This is a genomic window from Mesorhizobium sp. M0910, from assembly GCF_040319465.1.
Taxonomy (GTDB): Bacteria; Pseudomonadota; Alphaproteobacteria; order Rhizobiales; family Rhizobiaceae; genus Mesorhizobium.
In genome coordinates this window covers 727,616-746,091 of sequence record NZ_JAMYNZ010000002.1, presented here as the reverse complement: position 1 = coordinate 746,091, position 18,476 = coordinate 727,616, and the positions used below count along the sequence as shown (strand labels likewise).

Here is an 18,476-nt window from a genome sequence, read left to right as displayed (position 1 = left end):
ACCCTGTTACCGCAAGACACCGACCGTCCGCGGCGGCGCCTTCGACAAAGGTTGGAGGAGTTATCGGAGAATAAAGGCGCCGATGGCCAGGATCAGCACGAACAGGATAGTCGCCGAGAAGAAGCCGCCCACAAAGAAGCCGAACGCCATGGCAAGAAGCACGGCGGCGCAAAATAGCGACCCATATTTGGCCAGCATCACAAAGCCGGCATAGGTGCGGTCGTGCTCGGCATAGTCCATCTTCGCGCCCAGTTCGACAGGACCGGTCGGCGTATGTTCAGCCATTGGAATACCCCTTCGAAGACATCTTTCAGGCACATAGCGAAAAGCCGCGTTAAGGGCAATGGCGCTATTGCCGCATCGCCGCAGCCAACAATCTCAAGCAAAACTTGAAATCGCTGCGCGGAGCGCGGCGATACCAATCCTAATGGATGGCAGGTCCGCTATTGCCGATGTCGTTAGCCGGCGAGATGCGGGAACAGACCGAGCAGGCCGACAACGATCAGATAAAGGGCGACGATATAATTGAGTAGCCGCGGGATCACCAGGATCAGCACGCCTGCAATCAGCGAGATAAGCGGGGTAAGGGCGAGCGTGGAAATGGTCATATCGGTTCCTTTGATCGGATCGCTATCGAAGCGGTGCGTGATGGATGTCGGCCATGCCGACCTACCAACACCCTTGCCCAGAACGCCGAAGCGATCGGAAGGCTCCATGGGCTCGTTCAGGCGGCTTCGCGAAAATACTTGGCGGTGGGCAGGATGGTCAGCGGCGCGAGTTCGCCGGCGCCGGGCTTATCGAACAACATGCGCTGCTCCATCGGCGTCGAACGGAAGAACGGAAAGCGAGCGTAGGTTTCATTCTTGATCGCCAGGACATCGGCCTGATAAAGCAGCGCAAAACAGTTGATCACGCCGGCATAGGGCCGCGCATCACCGATCGGTCGCGCCCGATAGATGCGCTTGTAGAAAGCCGCATGGTCCTCACGGATCATGGATATGCAATAAGGCGCGCCGAAATGGAAGCACGCCATGCCGGCAAGGCGCAGCGTCACATACGGGATCTGAGGGTAAAGCCGTGACCATTCGGCGTCCACGGCAAAACGGCTCGGGTCGATAAAGACTTCGCCGGCCGCCAGACGCGGCATCAACAAGTCCTTGTATACGCTGAGCGCTGGTGATGTGGCGTTATCAGCAGACACGTCATGCAGGCGCATCGTGCTGACCAGCCGCCCCTCGATGTAGATTCCAAACGTATGGCAATTGGGCAGTTCGTCAAACTCGTCATGGACCTGACGGGACGCATTCTCGGGCACCAGATCGTTCATCCGATAGGAATTGTAGCGCAGCCTGTAAATGCTTTCGAAGTCCTCGCCGCTTTCACAGCGTCGGTACTCCGTCCGGTCAAGCAGCGCATAGACATGTTGCGCGAAGCTGGACATGGTCTCGGACGCATCTTTCCCACCAGCGCCCGCCGCATGGCCGAGCGAACTCAACTGGGCACACATGAACTCTATTCCCCGCGATTGCCGCCACCAGCCGACACTACGGACGGGTCATGAGATGTAAAGATGAAAATAAGTAGGAGGTCGTTTACCGCCCGTTAAGGTTAATAATTAATAAAATTATACTAAAATACGCGGTTTTCAGCGCGAAGTCAGCGCCGCGGCGCCTTCCTTGCCGTCTGGATGTCCTTGGCGAAAGGCCAGACGGTGCTCGACATGGTCTCGATGCCGGACGCGCTGAGCGCAGATCCGAACAGAAAGCCCTGGACCAGGTCCGGCTTGACCTGCAATGCCAGGATCTTGAGCTGTTCGAAGGTCTCGACACCTTCGACAGTGACTGAAAGTCCCAGCGGTCGCGACAGGTTGACGATGCCCTTCAGCAATTCGAGCGACCGGCTGTTCTGGGTGACGTCGATCAGGAACGAGCGATCGATCTTGATCTTGTCGAGCGGCAGCTTGTGGAGATAGCTCAGGCTCGAATAGCCGGTACCGAAATCGTCGAGCGCAATGCGCACGCCGAGCCGCTTCAACTCCTCGATATATTGGCGTGTCAGCGACTTGTCGTCGAGCAGCGCCGTCTCGGTGACCTCGATCTCCAGACGTCCGGCGGAAAGACCGGATTCAGCTAGCGCGTCGCGAACCTTCTGGATGACATCACGGTTGCGGAAATCCTTGGCCGAGAGATTGACCGACACGCTGGTCTGGGCCGGCCATTTCGCGCATTCCGTGCAGGCCGCATGCAGGACGAAGGTGCTGATGTCGGAAATAATCCCCATTTCCTCCGCCAGCGGAATAAAGATACCGGGGGAAATCGGCCCGAGATCGGGATGATCCCAGCGGCACAGCGCTTCGCAACTGGCGATACGCATCGTGCTCATCGCCACGATCGGCTGATAGACCACCCGCAATTCGTTGTTTTCCACGGCGCTGCGCAGGTCCGCCTTCATCAGCTGACGGCTGCGGAAGGCAGCATCCATGGAGGCCTCGAACAGCCGCCAACCGTTCTTGCCAAGCTCCTTGGCCTTGTAGAGTGCAAGGTCGGCTTTGACGATCATGGCGTCGACGTCGGTATCCTTGACCCGCGACAGCACCGCGCCGCCGCTGGCCTGGATGCGTAATCCGTGGCCGGCGACATCGACCTCGCCCTGTAGATTGACAAAGATCTCATCAACCTGGCCGATCAGGTGGCTTTCATCCTCGATGCGCTCGAAGAAGATCATGAACTCGTCGCCGCCGAAGCGGCTGACGGTGATGCCTGGCCCAGCGACCGCGGCCAGCCGCTCAGCAACGGCGTAGATCAATCCGTCGCCGACCGGATGGCCGAGCGTGTCATTGACGCTCTTAAAATCGTCGAGGTCGAGCACCACCAGCCCGCAGAGACGCGCGGGATCCCCTGAGGCCATGGCTTCCACCACCAACTCGTGGAAGTAGCCGCGGTTGGGCAGGCCGGTGAGACTGTCGTAGCGCGCCATGAAGCGGATCTTGTCTTCCGCCTCGACCCGGGCGGTCACATCCTCGAAAGTGACGACGCCCAGTTCCTGGCTGCCTTCGCGCGCCGAAAATTCATAGTGCTGGCCGTTGGTGAGCGAGACCAGGACCTTGCGGTCGCGGCCCTCGCGCAACGCACGCGTCAGTTGGGCTTCGATGTAACGGCAATCTTTCGGCGCCAGCATGCCGCCTGCAGCGCCGCGCATCAGCAGACCGTGGATCGAGCGGCCGAGCAGCGCATCGGCCGATTTGAGCGACATCAGGTGCGCGGCTTCGGCATTGGCCACCGCAACCCGGCCGTCGGGACCAAGCATGACAAGGCCATGCGACATGGTATTGAGCGCGCGGTTGAAACGCTGCGCGATGCGGTTCGCCTTCTTTTCCTCCGACAGGGCGGTAAACAGGACTTCGCGGACGATGTCGGCGAATCGCTTGATTGCAAACAGAAAAGGGGCCGACATCAGACCGAGGATAATGTGGTAGATATCGCCGCGCAGGATAAAGCCAAGCGATATGGGCCATGTGGTGGTAATGATAAAAATCATGACCATGCGCGGCGACCCATAATTGCGGCCGGCAATCGACGTGACCGATGCAAGAGTGACGCAGACAGAGGCTATTTCGGCATAGTTGTCGTGGCTGTCATTTGCCAGATAGATACTAACGAAACAGAACGCGCCAAGCATAAAACCATGCATCGAACCGAAAATTATGTAATCATTTTCGCGATCATGGGCTTCTTCCCACGTCGTCGGGGAAGGAAGTCGCCCGTATTTCCGGATGTTGCGAAGGCGCAGAGTACCGACGATGATGAGCCCAGCAGCAACCAAAAGATACGCCAGGTCCATGGTCTTCCAATAGACCAGAATGACGAGAAGTGTCTGCGCAACAAGGCCGATCGACAGCGTGAACCCGTCGCGAAACAGTGTTTCCACGAACGGAATGTAAACGTCGACCGGAATCTCGTTTTTTCGTCTCAGATGCACGCCTGGATCCCAACCCTGGGGAACCCAGCAGTGTCACATTGGCCTTAAGAAAGGTTTAGAGCGGCGTTTCGAGCCCTGCCGTCATCCATTGGTGACGCTGCGGAAGCAGGGAAACTACAGTTCAGGTAAACAAGGGGTATCAGAGCGCGGAATCATTCGGCGGCTTGAAGTTGCGGCCGCAGCGGCGCCCTCGAGAGGCGGTCGAGTAGACGCTGGCGTTCGCCGGCGGCTTTTTCGGCACTGGCCTGCTTGACGCGGCCAAAGCCGCGGATGAGCGCCGGTACCGAAACAAGCGCGGCAGCGGCCTCGATCTTGCCCGGCGTCAGCGCGCCGGCGACAAGCTCCAGGTCGGCTTCATAGAGGGCAAGAAGCTGCCGCTCCATACGCCTCTCGGCGCTGTAGCCGAACAGGTCGAAAGCGGTGCCGCGCAGGCCCTTCATCGCCGCCAGCAGGCGGAACCCGTTCATCATCCACGGGCCAAAGCTCGATTTCTTCGGCTTCCCGTCACTGCCGCGCCTGCCCATGATCGGCGGTGCGAGATGGAATTCGAGCTTGCCGTAGCTCTGGAACTGCTTTGCGAGCTCCGCGGCAAAGGAGCCGTCCGTATAAAGCCGCGCCACCTCGTATTCGTCCTTGATCGCCATCAGCTTGAACAGGTTCTTTGCGGCAGCCTCGGTCACCACGGTCGACCCGGGCACAGCATCGGTTTCGGCCTTGCGCAGCGCCGCCAGTCTGTCGGCATAGCGTTTGCCATAGGCGGCGTTCTGATAGGCGGTCAGGAAGGTGACGCGGCGGGCAATGATGTCGTCCAGCGTCTCGGCAATGGCGGCAGGCTGCGTGGCCTTGCCCGGCTGGGCGAGAAGGCCACGCACGAAATCCGGCTGGTGGGCGGCGCGGCGGCCCCAGCGAAATGCCGCGACATTCATCGCCACCGCCTCGCCGTTGAGTTCGATCGCCTTCTCGACCGCCTCCGCCGACAGCGGCAGGCCGCCATGCTGGAAGGCGAAGCCGAGCATGAACATGTTGGCGCCAAGCGAGCTGCCGAACAGCGCGGTGGCGGTGCGGGTGGCGTCGAAGAAATGCGCCTTGTCGTCGCCTGCGGCCGTTCTTATCGCTTTCTTCAGCCGCTCGACGGGCAGCGAGAAATCGGCCGAACGGGCGAACTCGCCCGGCATGATCTCGGCGGTGTTGGCGAGGAAGATGGTATGGCCTTCGCGCACCGCGGCCAGCACCTTCTTGGCACCCGAAACGACGAGATCGCAGCCAAGCACGAGGTCGGCCTTGCCGGCCGATACCCGAATGGCGTGGATGTCGTCCGGCGTGCGGGCGATGCGGACATGGGTGAACACGGAGCCGCCCTTCTGGGCGAGGCCGGCCATGTCGATCATGCCGCAGCCCTTGCCTTCCAGGTGCGCGGCCATGCCTAGCACCGCGCCTATGGTGACGACGCCGGTGCCGCCGACACCGTCGATGATCGCCGCCCAGCCTTGTTCACCGAGCGTAAATTGCGCCGGCGCCGGCACCCCCGCGAGCGGGTCGGCCGCGCCGGCTATGCCTTCGGCTTTCCTGATTTTGGCGCCGTGGACGGTGACGAAGGACGGGCAGAAACCGTTGACGCAAGAGAAGTCCTTGTTGCAGCTCGACTGGTCGATCTTGCGCTTGCGGCCGAATTCGGTCTCGACCGGCTGGATCGAGACGCAATTCGACTGCACGCCGCAATCGCCGCAGCCTTCGCAGACCAGCTCGTTGATGAAGATACGCTTGTCGGGATCGGGGAAGGTGCCGCGCTTGCGCCGACGGCGCTTCTCGGCAGCGCAAGTCTGGTCGTAGAGCAGCACCGAGACGCCTTTGACCGAACGCAACTCGCGCTGGATGAGATCGAGGTCGTCGCGGTGATGGATAGTGGCGCCGGCGGGAAATTCCACCTTGCCGGTATATTTGTCCGGCTCGTCGGTGACGATGGCGATGCGCTGGACGCCCTCGGCGCGCACCTGCCTGGCGATCATGTCCACCGTCAGGCCGCCCTCGTGCGGCTGCCCGCCGGTCATCGCGACGGCGTCATTGTAGAGGATCTTATAGGTGATGTTGGCGTCGGTCGACAGCGCGAAGCGGATCGCCAGCACGCCCGAATGGTTGTAGGTGCCATCGCCCAGGTTCTGGAAGATGTGCTCGCGCTTCGAGAACGGCGCCTGGCCGACCCACTGCGCGCCCTCGCCGCCCATGGCGGTGAAGCCTACGGTATTGCGGTCCATCCATAACGCCATGAAATGACAGCCGATTCCGGCGGCGGCGAGCGAGCCGTCCGGCACCTTGGTCGAGGAATTGTGTGGGCAGCCGGAGCAGAAGAACGGCGTGCGCGAGGCGATGTCTGACGTGTCGGCCAGCATCGCCTGGAACTGGCGCAATTTCGCCACCCGCGCGGCGATTTCCTCTGACGGGCCGATCGTTCGCAAAATCCTCTCGCCGAGCGCGATGGCAATGTCGTTGGGGTCGAGCGCGCCCTTGGCCGGGAACAGCCAGTCGCCGCGCTCGTCCTTCTTGCCGACGATGACCGGCTGCGTCGCGGTGCCGTAAAGGTTCTCGCGCAGTTGCACCTCGATCAGCGAGCGTTTCTCCTCGACGACGACGATGGTATCGAGGCCGCGAGCAAAGTCGGCGACGTGCTGCAGGTCGAGCGGCCACGGGCAGCCGACCTTGAACAGCCTGATGCCGATACGATTGGCGGCCGCTTCGTCGATGCCGATATCCTCCAGCGCCTGGCGAACGTCGAGATAACTCTTGCCGATGGTGACGATGCCAAGCCTGGCGCTGCTGCCGCCCGAATAGACGATCCGGTTCAGCCCATTGGCGTGGATGAAGGCGGAAGCTGCGGCGCGCTTGTATTCATGCAACCGCTCCTCCTGGCCGAGCATGTCGATCTCGTTACGGATGTTGAGGCCGCCGGGCGGCATGTCGAAGTCCGGGACGACGATATCTAGCCGGTCGAGCGCGGCATCGACCGAGGCCGTCGATTCGATGTTGTCCTTGACGCATTTGATCGCCGCCCAGGTGCCGGCAAAACGCGACATGGCAAAGCCGTAGAGGCCGTAGTCGATGATCTCCTGGACGCCGGCCGGATTGAGGATCGGCACCATGGTGTCGACGAACAGGAACTCGGTGGCATGCGCGTTGGTCGAGGATTCGGCCATGTGGTCGTCACCCATCAGGGCTAACACGCCGCCATGTTTCGACGACCCGGCGAGATTGGCGTGGCGGAACACGTCGCCGGAGCGGTCGACGCCCGGACCCTTGCCGTACCAGACCGAAAAAACGCCGTCATGGGTACCCTCGCCCAGCAATTCCGCCTGCTGCGAGCCCCAGCACGCGGTGGCGGCGAGCTCCTCGTTGAGACCGGGCTGGAAGACGATGTCCGACTGCGCGAGCTGGTTTCTGGCCTTCCACAGCTGCATGTCGAGGCCGCCGAGCGGCGAGCCACGATAGCCGGAGACGAAACCGGCGGTGTTCAGGCCAGCCCGGCGGTCGCGCTCGCGCTGCATCAGAAGCATGCGGATGACTGCCTGGGCGCCCGACAGGAAGATGCGCTCCTTTGCCAGGTCGAACTTGTCGTCGAGCGCGACGTTGTGCAGCGTCATCAGGCGTTTCCTGTGCGGAGACCGTGCCAGGAGGTGCACGGCCAACGTCGGAGTCGAGTGCCTACAGTCTTTCTTCCCTTGCCGGGGAGGTCAAACGAAATCGAAGGTGCCAGGCGGTCCGCAACAAACGATCGGTGCGCGGCCGTGTGGCGCCACGAAACGCCTGTCGGGGAGGATGGCCGAGCACGAAAACTCCGGCGGCGGTCGGTGCCGCTGGTGACGCATCATGCAGCCTTTGGGCAACTGGGCTTCGGTTCACCGGGCAGCTTGCCGTCGACATGGCCGGCCAAGTCCTTGTTGAGCTCGTAGACTGGCCCGACCACCAGGGGCCGGTCGGGCAGGACCGACTGGTCGAGCGAGGACGTCAGAGTGGTCTCGAAACTCTGCAGCAACTGGCCGCTGGAATCCTCGATGCGGATCGACACCGCATAGGGCTTGTCCTTGACAACGCAGGTGAGCGGCGGGCTGGTGAGCGTCACATGCGGCAGCTTCGGCCATATTTTCTGGGTGACGATGATCGGATCACCACCGGCCGGGTTCTGGAAGGAGACCACGGCGACCTGCCCCTCACCCACCGGCCGCAGCGGATTGAGGGTGATGACGTAGGTGGCGATACCCAGCCGGTAGTTGAACTCGAACAGCTTCCCGGAAATGGCGAACAGCTGGTCCTTGCCGGAATCACGGCAGGCGCCGAGCGCGGTCGCCGCGAATAACGCCGCGACGACGATCATCGCGCGCGAATATTTCTTAGGCATTGGTGACCTCCCTGGCCGCGGTCCGGCGGCGATAGTATCGGTTTGCCTTCTGGCGGTTGCCGCACACCGCCATATCGCACCAGAGGCGGCTGGAATTGCGGCTTTTGTCGACAAACAGCCAGCTGCAGTTCGGACATATCCTCAGCCTGGCGATGGTGTCGCTGCGCAGCAGCGACAGCGCCGAGACCGCAAGCGCCGCCTCGAAGGCGATCGGCGTTGCCGGATCGCCGAACGGTTTTCCGGGCATGCCGATTTCGGTGTGGCCATGGGCGAGGCCATCGGCGCAGGCTTCCAGGAATTCAGGCATGTCGGCGGTGTCGATCGCACCTTTCGATACCGCGCCGCGAAACAGCCGATCGGTCGTCTCGCGAATCGACAGCACCACCGGTGCGATCTTTTCAGGCGCCGGCGCTACGAGCCGCCTGCCGCCGAGCTCGGCGGCGCGAAAGCCACTCGCGGCTTCGGCAAAGCGGGCGATCTCGGCCGGATCGTCGAAACGGTCGAAAGTTTCCTCCGGATCGTTCCGCAAAACGACGGTGTTCGCCGTGTCGAGCGCCAGCATACCACCGGTGAAGCGGTGCGGAGTCCAGGATACTGTCATATCGCGAATCTAACCGATAAATCGCGTTTGACAAGTTAGATTCCGGGTGCAACGCTCGTCAGTGAGGCGATCGCCGTATCGAGAATGTCGTCGTCTCAAGCCCCGCCCTGATTGTGGGGCATGCATCGAGGGTCTTGCATGCTCTATTTCTTCCAGCAGGTTCTGAACGGGCTGCATTCGGGCGCGCTCTACGCATTGCTTGCCTTCGGCTACGTGCTGACCAACGGCATCCTGCACCGCACCAATCTTGCCTATGGCGCGCTGTTCGCCTTTTGCGGGCATACGATGATCCTCACCGCGGCGTTCGGCTATCAGGCGCTGTGGTTGACGCTGTTTGCATCGGTCGCGCTCGGCGTAGTGGCGGCATTCCTTTATGCGGCGCTGCTCAGCCATGTCCTGTCGCGAAGCATCTTCGAACCGCTGGCCGCCCGCTCGCCCAACGCCATCGTGGTGACCACGCTCGGCATATTGCTGGTCTTGTCGGAAGCCAGCCGCATCGCCGCCGATACCCATGACCTATGGTTGCCGCCAATGCTGGCCCAGACCATCGTCTTCGCGCAGAATGCCAGCTTCAAGGCGACGTTGACACTGATTCAGTTGCTCGATTGCGCCGCCGTCCTGGCGGCTATTTCGCTGGCTGCGTGGGGGTTCACACATTCCAGCTTCGGCCGAAGCTGGCGTGCCGTATCCGACGATCCAAACGCCGCTGCGATGTGCGGCGTCGATGTCCGCGCGGTGTTTCGGCGTGCGGTGCTTTTCGGCGGCCTTTGCGCGGCAATGGCTGGCGTGCTCGCCGCCTTCTACTACGGCAACATCAGCTTCGGCACAGGGTTGGTCTACGGGTTGAAAATCCTGTTCGTGACCGCAGTGGGCGGCTATCTCTCGCCTTTGCGGGCGGCACTAGGCGCCGCCGCTTTCGGCATGGCCGAATCGCTATGGTCCGGCTATTTCCCGCTCGAATGGCGGGACGGCTGGATGTACCTGTTCCTCGTCGCTATGCTTGTGCTGATCGGCTCCGGCCGCGACCAACAGAAGATCGCCTGAGCCGCATCCGACTTTGGTTGGATGAATGAACCACATGTCCCCTTGGACATGCAAAGGACGCGGCAGCATTTTGCCGGCGGCCACCTCACAACTGTGTTTATGCGGGCTGTCCGATGTTGACCCGCCGAACCACGCACTGCATACCGTTGGTCCACAGCGACGCGACGGACAGGGAACCGGCGCGCTCCGACACAAGGGAGGAATGCATGGCAGGGCTTCTCGCTCTTTCCAGAGCCATTGACCGTTTGAACGAATTCATCGGCAAATGGGTTTCGTGGCTGATCCTGCTGGCGATCCTGGTAAGCGCCGCCAACGCCGTGATCCGCAAGGTGTTCGACATGTCCTCGAACGCCTGGCTGGAATTGCAATGGTATCTGTTCGGCGCCGCCTTCATGCTGGCCGCCGCCTACACTCTGAAACAGAACGACCATATCCGCATCGATATCGTCTACGGCATGTTCTCGCGCCGTGTGCAGCACTGGATAGACCTTTTCGGTCACGTCTTCTTCCTGATGCCGTTCGTGACGTTGATGGTCGTCTATTTCGTTCCCTATGTGTCGCTGTCGTATCGCAGCGGCGAGATGTCGAACAATTCCGGCGGGCTGATCATCTGGCCGGCGAAGGCGATTCTGCTGGCCGGCTTTTTTCTACTCGCGCTGCAGGGCATTTCCGAGATCATCAAAAAGATCGCCATCATGCGCGGTCAGATGGACGATCCCACTCCGTTCATATCGGTGCATGAGCAGGCCGAGCTAGAAGCCAAGGCGCTCGTGGAAGAGGTGCGCTCGTGATCGAGTTCATCGCCCAGAACATGGCGCCGATCATGTTTGCCTCGCTGGTCGTCTTCCTGCTGATCGGCTACCCCGTCGCCTTCTCGCTCGCCGCCAACGGCCTGATGTTCTTCTTCATCGGCGTGCTGCTGTCGCCCTATTCGGGCGGCTCCATCAATCTCGCCTGGCCGTTGCTGCACGCGTTGCCGGATAATTTCTATGGCAGCCGGGTGATGTCGAACGATACGCTGCTGGCGATCCCGTTCTTCACCTTCATGGGCATCGTGCTCGAACGATCCGGCATGGCCGAAGACCTGCTCGACACCATCGGCCAGCTGTTCGGACCGGTCCGTGGTGGCCTTGCCTATGCCGTGATTTTCGTCGGCGCGCTGCTTGCCGCGACGACCGGCGTGGTGGCGGCCTCCGTCATTGCCATGGGTCTGATTTCGCTGCCGATCATGCTGCGCTACGGCTACGACCGGCGGCTGGCATCCGGCGTCATTGCCGCGTCCGGGACCCTCGCCCAGATCATCCCGCCGTCGCTGGTGCTGATCGTCCTGGCCGACCAGCTCGGCCGCTCGGTCGGCGATATGTACAAGGGAGCGCTGATCCCCGGGCTCATTTTGACCGGCATCTACATGCTCTACATCCTGCTCATGTCGATCTTCCGGCCGAAGTCGATGCCGGCCCTGCCGCTGGAGGCCCGCACGCTCGGCCACGGCGTGCTGTCGCTGCTGGCGGCGGTGCTGGCGGCGGTGGTGGTTTCCTATGCGGCGTATCGCTACCTTGCGCCGAACCATGGCGGCGACGCCGATATCCTCGGCGCCACTATTGGCGTCATCTTCATCTATGTCGTGGCGATCGTCGACCAGCGCCTGAAGATCAACCTGATGTCGAGGCTGGCGCAGCAGGTGATCATCGTCCTGATCCCGCCGCTGGCGCTGATCTTCCTGGTGCTGGGCACCATCTTCCTCGGCATCGCCACGCCGACGGAAGGCGGCGCCATGGGCGCCGTCGGCGCGCTGGCAATGGCCGCGATGAAGGGGCGGCTGTCGCTCGACGTGGTCAAGCAGGCGCTGGCCTCGACGACCAGGCTGTCGTCCTTCGTTCTGTTCATCCTGATCGGCGCGCGGGTGTTCTCGCTGACCTTTTACGGGGTCAATGGCCACATCTGGGTCGAGCACCTGTTGACCTCGCTGCCGGGCGGTGAAGTCGGTTTCCTGATTGGCGTCAACATCCTCGTCTTCGTGCTCGCCTTCTTCCTCGACTTTTTCGAGCTTGCCTTCATCATCGTGCCGCTTTTGGCGCCGGCGGCCGACAAGCTCGGCATCGACCTGATCTGGTTCGGCGTGCTTTTAGGCGTCAACATGCAGACCTCCTTCATGCATCCGCCCTTCGGCTTCGCGCTGTTTTATCTGCGCTCGGTCGCCGCGCGCGTGCCCTATCTCGACCGGCTCACCGGCAAGCAGATCGCGCCGGTCACCACAGGGCAGATCTATTGGGGCGCAGTGCCCTTCGTCTGTATCCAGGTAATCATGATCGGCCTGACCATCGCCTTCCCGCAGATGGTGATGCACTACAAAGGCACCGTCGTCGATCCGGGCACCATCAACTACCAGGTGCCGGAAACGCCTGGCATCGGCTTGTCGCCGCTTGGCACGCCGCCGGCCAACGGCGGCACTGCCCCGGCCTCACCTTCCACACCGGATTTGTCGCAGCCGCCGAGCTTCGACGAAAAGCCGCCCGCGAAGCCGGCGGCACCGGCAATCGATCTGTCGCAACCCCCGAGTTTCAACTGAGGCGAGTTTCAACTGAGGAAGGCCCTGCAGCCATGAAGGCGGTTCGGTTGGAGCGGGTGGGCGGCCTCGCCGTGTGCGAGGTCGAGAAACCGACCGCCGGGCCGAGCGATCTGCTGGTACGGATCGAGGCGTGCGGCGTCTGCGGCACCGACAGACATCTTTTCCATGGTGAATTCCCGTGCACGCCGCCCGTGACGCTCGGGCATGAATTCTCCGGCATCGTCGAGGCGATCGGACCTGCGGTATCCGGCTTTTCGGTCGGCGACCGCGTCACCGGCGATCCCAATATTGCCTGCGGGCGCTGCGCGCATTGTCAAGCGGGCCGAGTCAATCTCTGCAGCAATCTGCGTGCCATCGGCATCCATCGCGACGGCGGCTTTGCCGAATATCTTGCCTTGCCGCAGAAACAGGCCTTCGCCTTGCCAGCCGATCTGAAGCCTACGCATGGTGCTTTCTGCGAGCCGCTCGGCTGCTGCCTGCATGGCGTGGACCTTGCCGCGATCAAACCAGGCTCGTCGGTCGCGGTGCTCGGCGGCGGCGTGATCGGCCTGCTCACCGTTCAGCTGGCAAAGCTCGCCGGTGCGACGACCATCATCCTGTCGACGCGTCAGGCCTCGCGGCGGGCTCTTGCCGAGCGACTTGGCGCAACGGCGACGGTCGATCCCAGCGCCTTCGATGTCACCGATGCGATCGTCGGCCGGTCGGGTTTGATGCCGGGCGGCGTCGACGTGGTGTTCGAATGCGCAGGCGTGAAAGACACTGTTGAGCAGGCGATGCGGCTGGCCAAAGCGGGCGGCACAATTGTCGTCGTCGGCGTTATGCCGCAAGGCATGAAAGCGGCGTTCGAACCGTTCGACCTGCTGTTCCGCGAGTTGAAGGTCCTGGGCTCCTTCCTCAATCCCTTTACCCATCGCCGGGCCGCCGATCTTATCGCTTCGGGGGCTATCGAGGTAGACCGGCTGATATCGCGGCAGGTCACGCTTGAAGAGTCAGCTGCAGTGATCGCCAATCCGCCTGCGCCAGGCGAAGTCAAGGTTCTGGTGGTGCCCGGCTGATCGCAAACGGAATGCGCTGCGGCGCCAGCGTCCCGAAGGAACGCCGGCGCCGCAGAGCAGCAAGGTTCAGAGCTTGCTGTTGCGCTGCTGGACCATCATGAAGGTGTCGTAGTTGTACTCGGCCACCTGCGCCCAGAGATAATGCTCCTTGCGGAACGCCTTGATCGAGTCCCAGATGTTCTTGAACGGCGCGTTCGAGGCTTCCATCTCGGCATAGACCTCGTTGGCCTTTTCGAAGCAGGCGGCCATGATCTCCTGGCTGAACGGACTCAACTTGGCGCCGCCGGCAACCAGCCGCTTCACCGCCGCCGGGTTGAGGTAGTCGTATTTCTGCAGCATGTTGGCATCGGCCGCTTGGGCGGCAGTGTGCACCAGCGACTTGTAAGCCGGCGAAAGTTCGTCGTATTTCGCCTTGTTGAACATCAGATGGACGGTCGGTCCACCTTCCCACCAGCCGGGATAGTAGTAATAGGGCGCAACCTTGTAGAAGCCGAGCTTCTCGTCATCATAAGGGCCAACCCATTCGGCGGCATCGATCGTGCCCTTTTCCAGCGCCGGATAAATGTCGCCACCGGCGATCTGCTGCGGAACCACGCCGAGCCTTTGCACCACTTTGCCGGCAAAACCGCCGATGCGCATCTTGAGGCCGGAAAGGTCGGCAACCGTTTTGATCTCCTTGCGAAACCAGCCGCCCATCTGCACGCCGGTATTGCCCCCCGGCAGCCCGAACAGACCCTGCGTCGCCAGGAACTCGTTGAACAGATCGATGCCCCCGCCATGATAGTGCCAGGCGTTGATGCCGCGCGCGTTGAGCGAAAACGGAACCGCCGCTCCCAGCGCCCAGGTCGGGTCCTTGCCCCAGTAATAGTATGCCACAGTATGGCAGGCCTCGACCGTGCCGGCTGTGGTGGCATCGGCGGCCTGCAGGCCGGGAACGAGTTCGCCGGAGGCGAAGACCTGGACCTGGAAGTTGCCGTCGGTCGCCTCCGAAAGCATCTTGGAAAACACTTCGGCACCGCCGTAGATCGTATCGAGCGACTTCGGGAAGGACGACGCCAGCCGCCAGGTTACTTTCGGATTGGACTGGGCGATGGCCGGCGCAGCAAGTGTCGCGGCAGCGGCCGCAGCGCCGAAACCCGTGGTGCCGGCCTTGCGGATGAACGAACGACGATCCATGAAGTTCCTCCCGTTTGGATCAACTGACCGACGTTCGGGACGCTTCGGCGCCCGCATCGGCTTCGAGCCGACAATACACAGGCAAGGAGTCGAGTCCAGCGCGGCAGCCCGGTTTGAGTGGCGCATTTCGGAGAAATTCACGGCGTTGGGCCAGATCTTGCAACTATAGTCTAACGTCGATTAACTGGCCTACGCGACACGCCGAAACTTGCCATGGAAATGCGCCTTCGGATCGCCTATTTTGCAGGCAGATAATTCGTTGCACCCGATGGGATCCGGACCAAATGCACCAGCCGCTCGTCGCCATATCGACCGACGTCCGCCAGTTCGACAATTACACCTGGCATGCCGCGCCGCAGCAATATCTTGAAGCGGCGCTTTCAGGGGCAGGCGTGTTCCCGCTGCTGGTACCGTCCTTCGGCGACCGGCTCGACTTCGATGAACTGCTTTCCGCCGTCGACGGCGTCATGGTCACCGGTTCGAAGTCCAACGTTCATCCCTCGCTCTACGGCGGTGACGCCAGTGAAGCCAATGGTCCCTACGACCCCGCCCGCGACGCCACCACGCTGCCGCTGATCCGCAGGGCGGTGGAGCGCGGAGTACCGCTGCTCGCGATCTGCCGCGGCATCCAGGAGATGAATGTGGCGCTGGGTGGCACGCTGGCCACTGAAATCCAGGAACGCGCCGGTTCGCTCGATCATCGTGCGCCTGCAAGCGACAATCAGGACGAACGCTTCGCCATCCGCCAGAGCGTGTCGATAAAACCCGGCAGCTGCCTGGCCGGGGTCTTCGGCGCCGGCGACATCATGGTCAATTCGGTGCATCGCCAGGCTGTCGACCGGCTTGGCCCAAAGCTGCAGGTCGAAGCGGTCGCCGCCGACGGCACTGTCGAGGCGGTCTCGGTGCGCGATGCACGGGCTTTCGCCGTCGGCGTCCAGTGGCATCCCGAATACTGGGTCAAATCGGACAGCATCTCGGTAAAGATATTTCGCGCTTTCGGTGACGCCGTGCGGCTGCATCAGGCGGCGAAATCGGGTGCGCGCGCTGCGGCAGAATAGGGCTCGTCAGTTGCCGGCCGACGCCAGGGTCAGCAGCGGCAGCACCGGCGCGTAGGATTCGTAACCGTCGCCATCGGCGACCGAGAACATGACGATCGGATCGTTGCCGTTGGCGCTGAATGTGACCGTGCCGTCATCCTGCTCTCGCCAGAACTTCGCCTGCTCGACACCGGGCAACACCCGGCGGCAATTCGCGGCGACCGTCAACAGCGACAGGCCTTGCGAAATCTCGGCGCCACGGGTGACCGCACAAGACGCCTCGTCACCATGGGCTACCAGCCTGTAGGTGCTGGACGAAGGTGCTGGCTCACTGGCTGCGCGGCTTTGACCGCTACCGGCGTAAAACAGCTGGGCGCTGCCTAACAGCGCAGCAATCGCCATCAATGCGGGAAGCGTTTTCATCCTGTTTCTCCGCGCATTTCAAGCGCGCCGTGTTCGATGTCATCAGGAGGAGGCGCGCTTCATCTTGCTGCCATGTGCTGTCAAGGGGACATACACTAGCCAAGGAGGCAGAATGATTCCGAAGGGTTAAGCTGAAGTTAACAATAGGGCGGTCACGGCCTCGCCTTGACGTTTGCCGTCTCCGGCACCGGCGTCAGCGCCTTGCGCTGCGAAAACCACGAGACCAGATTGTCGACGCACAGGTCCGCCATGGCGCGGCGGGTGTGCTGCGAGGCCGAGCCGACATGAGGCAAAAGCGAGGTGTTGGGCGCGGCAAGCAACGCCGCAGGCACGTTCGGCTCGTCGGCAAAAACGTCTAGCCCGGCAGCGGCGATGCTGCCGCCGGCAAGTGCGGCGGCAAGAGCTGGTTCGTCGACCGTGCTGCCCCGGCCGATATTGACGAAGACGCCGTTCGGCCCCAGAGCCGAGAGGATTTCGGCATTGACGGCCTTGTCCGTCGAGGCCGCACCGGGCGCCACCGAGATCAGCGTGTCGACCGCCTCGGCGAGACCTTTCAGCGTCGGGTGATAGTCATAGGGCAGGCCTTCGACGCGGCGCCGGTTGTGATAGGCGATGGGCAGTCCGAAAGCATCGAGCCGGCGGGCAATGGCGAGGCCGATGCGGCCCATGCCGAAGATGCCGACATGGCGACCGCGCAAAGTCAGCCGGCTCAGCGGATAGTTGCCGTTGCGCAGCCAATTTCCATCGCGCAGCCAGGCCTCGGCGCGCGGCAGTTCGCGGATGGTATTGATCAACAGGCCGAGCGCCGTATCGGCGACCTCTTCGGTCAGCACATCCGGTGTGTTGGTGACCATGATGCCGCGCCGTGCGGCGTGGTGGACATCGACCGAATCATAGCCGACGCCGAAATTGGCGATAATCTCGAGCTTTGGCAGCGCGTCCATCAACGCGGCGCTTATGCCGCCAAAGGCGGCTATGCCGCGCACGGTAAGGCGCATCTCGTCGGTGACCAGCGACGGATCGGCGCGTTCGATCCGGACGCGGCTGAACGCCCCGTCGATGCGGCCGACCGCATGGTCGTTGAACTGGCCCGGCACCAGAATGGTAACAGCTTGCTGGTCGGTTTTTGTCATGCACGTTCCACCGGTTTGCCGGTCGACTGGCGCACATGCAGTTCCGGCTTGATCAGTTCCTGCGACGGCCGCACCGTCTGTCCGTTGAGTTTGTCGAGCAGCGCGCTGGCAGCGCGGCGGCCAACCTCACGCTGGCCGTTCCAGACCGTGGTTAGCGCCGGCGTCGCGATCGCCGCCTCCTCGAGGTCGTCATAGCCCGTGACCGAAATGTCGATGCCCGGCACCAGACCAGCGCGGGCAATGCCGTTCATCAGGCCGATGGCTACGAGGTCGTTCCAGCAGCAGGCCGCGGTCGGCCTGTCCTTTAGCGCCAGGAACTGCCCGGCAGCCTCGAAGCCGGCCTGCTTGGTGCGCGGGCCCGCGATACGCCAGGACGGCCTGACCTCAAGCCCCGCCGCCTCCATGGCGTTGACATATCCCTGATAGCGGTCGCGGCCGGTCGACGTCTGATCGGTACCGCCGATCATTGCGATGCGCTTGTGGCCAAGCGAGATCAGATGGTTGGTGGCAAGCCCGGTGCCATAGGCATCGTCGCCGCGAAACACCGGCACGTCGGCACCTTCGACGGTGCGTGCAATCAGCACTGCCGGGAGACCGTTCTCCTCGGCCATGATTATGTCTTCGGGCGGCGTGCCGATGGCCGGCGACATGATGACCCCGTCAGCGCCGAGCTGCAGAAGCGTGTCGATGAAAGTGCGTTGTTTCTCGAGCTGGTCGTAGTGGTTCGACAGGATGAAGGTTTGCCGGCTGCGGTCGAGCTCGCTCTCTATCGAACGCAATATCTCGGCAAAGAACGGGTTCATGATGTCGTGGACGACGACGCCGACTATGCCCGAGCGCGAGGTGCGCAGGCTGGCGGCGCGGCGGTTGTAGATATAGCCGATGGCGCGGGCATGTTCCTTGATGCGGTCGCGGGTGCCGCCGGCGACCAGCGGGCTGTCGCGCAAGGCCAGCGAGACCGTGGCCGTGGACACGCCGAGCGCATCCGCGATGGTCGAAAGCTTGATCTTCTGTGCCAGCGCCCTGGGCTCCCGAAGCAATTTAAACTGTTTAAAGGCCGGCTCTTATGCCAT

Annotated in this window: 16 protein-coding genes; 5 read left to right on the top strand and 11 right to left on the bottom strand. The window is 62.4% G+C overall.

Annotated features, from left to right (window positions below; translation table 11 throughout):
- Window positions 1-60 precede the first annotated feature (60 nt).
- From NKH78_RS07590 to NKH78_RS07560, 7 genes are all read right to left on the bottom strand, one after another.
- Window positions 61-285 carry an aa3-type cytochrome c oxidase subunit IV gene (locus NKH78_RS07590; RefSeq protein WP_254816044.1) on the bottom strand — a complete coding sequence of 75 codons (225 nt, stop codon included), beginning with the start codon at window positions 283-285 and terminating at the stop codon, window positions 61-63.
- A gap of 173 nt (window positions 286-458) precedes the next feature.
- Window positions 459-608, bottom strand: coding sequence for a DUF3096 domain-containing protein (locus NKH78_RS07585; protein WP_352480107.1), 150 nt, complete (start codon window positions 606-608; stop codon window positions 459-461).
- 116 nt (window positions 609-724) lie between these two features.
- On the bottom strand, window positions 725-1,507 hold the full coding sequence (locus NKH78_RS07580) for an N-acyl amino acid synthase FeeM domain-containing protein (RefSeq protein ID WP_352480090.1): 783 nt from the start codon (window positions 1,505-1,507) through the stop codon (window positions 725-727).
- Between the two features lie 149 nt (window positions 1,508-1,656).
- Window positions 1,657-3,978 (bottom strand): putative bifunctional diguanylate cyclase/phosphodiesterase, encoded by a 2,322-nt coding sequence (locus tag NKH78_RS07575; protein ID WP_352505881.1) that lies wholly within the window; start codon window positions 3,976-3,978, stop codon window positions 1,657-1,659.
- A gap of 152 nt (window positions 3,979-4,130) precedes the next feature.
- Window positions 4,131-7,610: an indolepyruvate ferredoxin oxidoreductase family protein gene (locus NKH78_RS07570; RefSeq protein WP_352740499.1), complete on the bottom strand. Its 3,480-nt coding sequence runs from the start codon at window positions 7,608-7,610 to the stop codon at window positions 4,131-4,133.
- A 224-nt stretch (window positions 7,611-7,834) separates the two neighbouring features.
- Window positions 7,835-8,365, bottom strand: a complete 531-nt coding sequence (locus NKH78_RS07565; RefSeq protein WP_352700888.1) for a hypothetical protein — start codon at window positions 8,363-8,365, stop codon at window positions 7,835-7,837.
- The gene (locus tag NKH78_RS07560; RefSeq protein WP_254816039.1) at window positions 8,358-8,966 is read right to left on the bottom strand and encodes a CGNR zinc finger domain-containing protein; all 609 of its coding nucleotides are present in this window, start codon (window positions 8,964-8,966) and stop codon (window positions 8,358-8,360) included. The genes NKH78_RS07565 and NKH78_RS07560 overlap by 8 nt, the downstream gene beginning before the upstream one ends.
- 138 nt (window positions 8,967-9,104) lie before the next feature.
- Here NKH78_RS07560 and NKH78_RS07555 point away from each other — a divergent pair, with 138 nt between their 5' ends.
- The 4 genes from NKH78_RS07555 (at window position 9,105) to NKH78_RS07540 (ending at window position 13,634) form a co-directional block, all read left to right on the top strand.
- Window positions 9,105-10,010, top strand: coding sequence for a branched-chain amino acid ABC transporter permease (locus NKH78_RS07555; protein WP_352480085.1), 906 nt, complete (start codon window positions 9,105-9,107; stop codon window positions 10,008-10,010).
- A 206-nt stretch (window positions 10,011-10,216) separates the two neighbouring features.
- A complete protein-coding gene (locus NKH78_RS07550) occupies window positions 10,217-10,801 on the top strand; it encodes a TRAP transporter small permease subunit (protein ID WP_352700890.1) in 585 nt (194 codons plus the stop codon).
- Window positions 10,801-12,579 (top strand): TRAP transporter large permease, encoded by a 1,779-nt coding sequence (locus tag NKH78_RS07545; protein WP_352506052.1) that lies wholly within the window; start codon window positions 10,801-10,803, stop codon window positions 12,577-12,579. The genes NKH78_RS07550 and NKH78_RS07545 overlap by 1 nt, the downstream gene beginning before the upstream one ends.
- Window positions 12,580-12,611: 32 nt before the next feature.
- Window positions 12,612-13,634, top strand: coding sequence for a zinc-dependent alcohol dehydrogenase family protein (locus tag NKH78_RS07540; RefSeq protein WP_352740496.1), 1,023 nt, complete (start codon window positions 12,612-12,614; stop codon window positions 13,632-13,634).
- 66 nt (window positions 13,635-13,700) lie between these two features.
- On the opposite strand, the gene NKH78_RS07535 is transcribed toward NKH78_RS07540, so the two are convergent.
- The gene (locus NKH78_RS07535) at window positions 13,701-14,810 is read right to left on the bottom strand and encodes a TRAP transporter substrate-binding protein (RefSeq protein ID WP_352740494.1); all 1,110 of its coding nucleotides are present in this window, start codon (window positions 14,808-14,810) and stop codon (window positions 13,701-13,703) included.
- A gap of 284 nt (window positions 14,811-15,094) precedes the next feature.
- Between NKH78_RS07535 and NKH78_RS07530 the strand changes: the two genes are divergently transcribed.
- Window positions 15,095-15,868 (top strand): gamma-glutamyl-gamma-aminobutyrate hydrolase family protein, encoded by a 774-nt coding sequence (locus tag NKH78_RS07530; protein ID WP_352480083.1) that lies wholly within the window; start codon window positions 15,095-15,097, stop codon window positions 15,866-15,868.
- Window positions 15,869-15,874: 6 nt separating this feature from the next.
- Here the strand turns inward: NKH78_RS07530 and NKH78_RS07525 are convergent, their stop codons facing one another.
- From NKH78_RS07525 to NKH78_RS07515, 3 genes are all read right to left on the bottom strand, one after another.
- Window positions 15,875-16,270, bottom strand: coding sequence for a hypothetical protein (locus tag NKH78_RS07525; RefSeq protein WP_352740492.1), 396 nt, complete (start codon window positions 16,268-16,270; stop codon window positions 15,875-15,877).
- Window positions 16,271-16,422: 152 nt separating this feature from the next.
- Window positions 16,423-17,403 (bottom strand): 2-hydroxyacid dehydrogenase, encoded by a 981-nt coding sequence (locus tag NKH78_RS07520; protein WP_352740490.1) that lies wholly within the window; start codon window positions 17,401-17,403, stop codon window positions 16,423-16,425.
- On the bottom strand, window positions 17,400-18,422 hold the full coding sequence (locus tag NKH78_RS07515) for a LacI family DNA-binding transcriptional regulator (protein ID WP_023676245.1): 1,023 nt from the start codon (window positions 18,420-18,422) through the stop codon (window positions 17,400-17,402). The genes NKH78_RS07520 and NKH78_RS07515 overlap by 4 nt, the downstream gene beginning before the upstream one ends.
- Window positions 18,423-18,476 lie beyond the last annotated feature (54 nt).

Coding starts and splice junctions, on each gene's coding strand:
- NKH78_RS07520 (WP_352740490.1), bottom strand. CDS start 17,403: ATGACAAAAACCGACCAGCAAGCTGTTACCATTCTGGTGCCGGGCCAG.
- NKH78_RS07525 (WP_352740492.1), bottom strand. CDS start 16,270: ATGAAAACGCTTCCCGCATTGATGGCGATTGCTGCGCTGTTAGGCAGC.
- NKH78_RS07560 (WP_254816039.1), bottom strand. CDS start 8,966: ATGACAGTATCCTGGACTCCGCACCGCTTCACCGGTGGTATGCTGGCG.
- NKH78_RS07555 (WP_352480085.1), top strand. CDS start 9,105: ATGCTCTATTTCTTCCAGCAGGTTCTGAACGGGCTGCATTCGGGCGCG.
- NKH78_RS07565 (WP_352700888.1), bottom strand. CDS start 8,365: ATGCCTAAGAAATATTCGCGCGCGATGATCGTCGTCGCGGCGTTATTC.
- NKH78_RS07590 (WP_254816044.1), bottom strand. CDS start 285: ATGGCTGAACATACGCCGACCGGTCCTGTCGAACTGGGCGCGAAGATG.
- NKH78_RS07585 (WP_352480107.1), bottom strand. CDS start 608: ATGACCATTTCCACGCTCGCCCTTACCCCGCTTATCTCGCTGATTGCA.
- NKH78_RS07535 (WP_352740494.1), bottom strand. CDS start 14,810: ATGGATCGTCGTTCGTTCATCCGCAAGGCCGGCACCACGGGTTTCGGC.
- NKH78_RS07540 (WP_352740496.1), top strand. CDS start 12,612: ATGAAGGCGGTTCGGTTGGAGCGGGTGGGCGGCCTCGCCGTGTGCGAG.
- NKH78_RS07530 (WP_352480083.1), top strand. CDS start 15,095: ATGCACCAGCCGCTCGTCGCCATATCGACCGACGTCCGCCAGTTCGAC.
- NKH78_RS07580 (WP_352480090.1), bottom strand. CDS start 1,507: ATGTGTGCCCAGTTGAGTTCGCTCGGCCATGCGGCGGGCGCTGGTGGG.
- NKH78_RS07550 (WP_352700890.1), top strand. CDS start 10,217: ATGGCAGGGCTTCTCGCTCTTTCCAGAGCCATTGACCGTTTGAACGAA.
- NKH78_RS07570 (WP_352740499.1), bottom strand. CDS start 7,610: ATGACGCTGCACAACGTCGCGCTCGACGACAAGTTCGACCTGGCAAAG.